Origin of the sequence: Gleimia coleocanis DSM 15436 (genome assembly GCF_000159015.1) — a bacterium.
Lineage (GTDB): Bacteria > Actinomycetota > Actinomycetes > Actinomycetales > Actinomycetaceae > Gleimia > Gleimia coleocanis.
The window spans coordinates 1-1,875 of sequence record NZ_DS999547.1 but is presented as its reverse complement, the minus strand read 5'-3'; the positions used below and the strand labels follow the sequence as shown (position 1 = coordinate 1,875).

The following is a 1,875-nucleotide window of genomic DNA, read 5'->3' as shown; positions in this document are numbered from 1 at the left end:
CCTCCAGAGTGACGCAACGCTTCCGGAATTAGAGCGCATTACTTTAGCCTGCGGCGACCCACTCACGACCTTCCCGGCAACTGGTGCGGTGGTTGTTCCGCAACCTCGCTGGGCGGATGCAGGTACCCCAAGAGACCGGGCCTGTGAGCAGAGACAAAGCCCTGGAATGAACTCCTGTCACCAGGGTCATTCCAGGGCATATTTCCCATGACTAAGAGAAGCAGTGACACAGAAGGTCTACCTCAGCGTGGGCCCTGTGGGCGTGCAGGTTCCGTGTGTGGCTGGAGTGCTGCGGCATGGTCGGCAGCGATTGATGACCGACTCTGGAGCGGGTGCCTTGTCTGGTCTCGCGGTTCAGGGCGGGTGGACTATTCGGCGGGTTGGATCTCGCTCTCGGTGACCCACTTGTGGTTGGTCACCGTCATCCCGTCGACGGTGAGATTAACCATGTAGACCGTCTCCTCGGTGGAGTAATCGATGGTGGCGGTCGCGCCCTGCATTCCCGGCATGTGCTCGGCGTTCAGGACCACCTTGGTGCCGCCGGGGAGCGGTGCCTCGCCCGGGTCGACAAGCTCCTCGTGCACGACCCACCGGTGATCGGTGACTGGCTCACCACCGTCAGTCGGGGTGTAGCTGACCGAGTAGGTGGTGGTGTCGAAGGCCCCGGAAATGGTGGCGGTAGCCCCGTCCATGCCGGGCATGTGGTCAGCGGTGAGGATGACCTCGGTGCCCACCGGGTACGTGGGATCCTCGGCCTCTTCAATGCCTGCCGGCGGTGCCCCGCCGTCGACAGGGTGGTCGTGCCCGCCGTGGGTCTCGTTGGACTCTACGGTTGCCGTCGTGTTGCTGGTGGTGTCGCTGCAGGCGGTCAGCGCCAGGGTGGAGGTCAGTACCAAGGCGGCGAGGGTAATGCTGCGTTTCATGAGCGTTCCTTTCAAAGGTGGTGTGAGTTAGGGGTCGAGAGACAAGGTCAGTCAGTAACGGTTACGGGGGATATCGACCCACTGTATTCTCCCTTCCCGTCGGTCGGAGCCAGGTGAGCCGGCTCCAGATCAATGCGGCGCAACAGCTGGGCGTTAAGCGCCACCACGATGGTCGAGGCAGACATCAAGATTGCGCCCACGGCCGGGGACAGCACGAACCCGATCGAGGCGAGCACTCCGGCGGCCAGCGGCACGGCGAGGATGTTGTAGCCAGAGGCCCAGATCAGGTTCTGGATCATCTTGCGGTAGCTGGCCCGCGAGAGCTCAATCATTGACAACACCGCCCGGGGATCGTCACTGGCCAGGACCACTCCGGCGGATTCCATCGCCACATCCGTGCCGGCCCCGATGGCGATGCCGACCTCGGCGCGGGCCAGGGCCGGGGCGTCGTTGACACCGTCGCCGACCATGGCCACGCTCAGGCCACGCTCCTGTAACTGGGTGACCTTGGTGTCTTTGTCCTGGGGCAGGACCTCGGCGAAGACTTCATCGATCCCCAGGTCCTGGCCAACCGCCTGGGCCACCTGCTGCGCGTCACCGGTGATCATCGCGACCTTCACCCCGCGGTCCTGCAGGGCTTTCACGGCGGCGCGGGATTCGGGGCGGATCTTGTCCTCGACGGCCACCGCACCGATGATCTGACCGTCGCGGACAATATGGAGCACACCGGCCCCACGCCCGGTCCAGGCGCTGGTGGTGTCGGTGAGCTCGGCCGGGGTAGTGAGGTTGAACTCGCGCAGCATGTTCGGCCCGCCCACGCGGATCTCAGCGCCATCGACAGTGGCCCGGACCCCCCGGCCGGAGGCGGCGCTGAAACCAGTTGCACGGATTTGCCGACGGGAGGCCTCGGGATGGGCGGCCGCGGCCGCCACGATGGCGCGGGCCACGGGGT

2 protein-coding genes are annotated in these 1,875 nt (G+C 65.3%); both read right to left on the bottom strand.

All coding sequences use genetic code 11. The features are described from left to right. Positions 1–368 precede the first annotated feature (368 nt). Positions 369–923, bottom strand: coding sequence for a YdhK family protein (locus HMPREF0044_RS07605; protein ID WP_006547555.1), 555 nt, complete (start codon positions 921–923; stop codon positions 369–371). A 47-nt stretch (positions 924–970) separates the two neighbouring features. Beyond that, positions 971–1,875, bottom strand: a 905-nt coding sequence (locus tag HMPREF0044_RS07600) for an HAD-IC family P-type ATPase (RefSeq protein ID WP_006547554.1), incomplete at its 5' end; no start/stop codon positions are given.

What these genes read in the sequence shown, in the direction of transcription:
- HMPREF0044_RS07605 (WP_006547555.1), bottom strand. Translation starts at nt 923, where the DNA reads ATGAAACGCAGCATTACCCTCGCCGCCTTGGTACTGACCTCCACCCTG.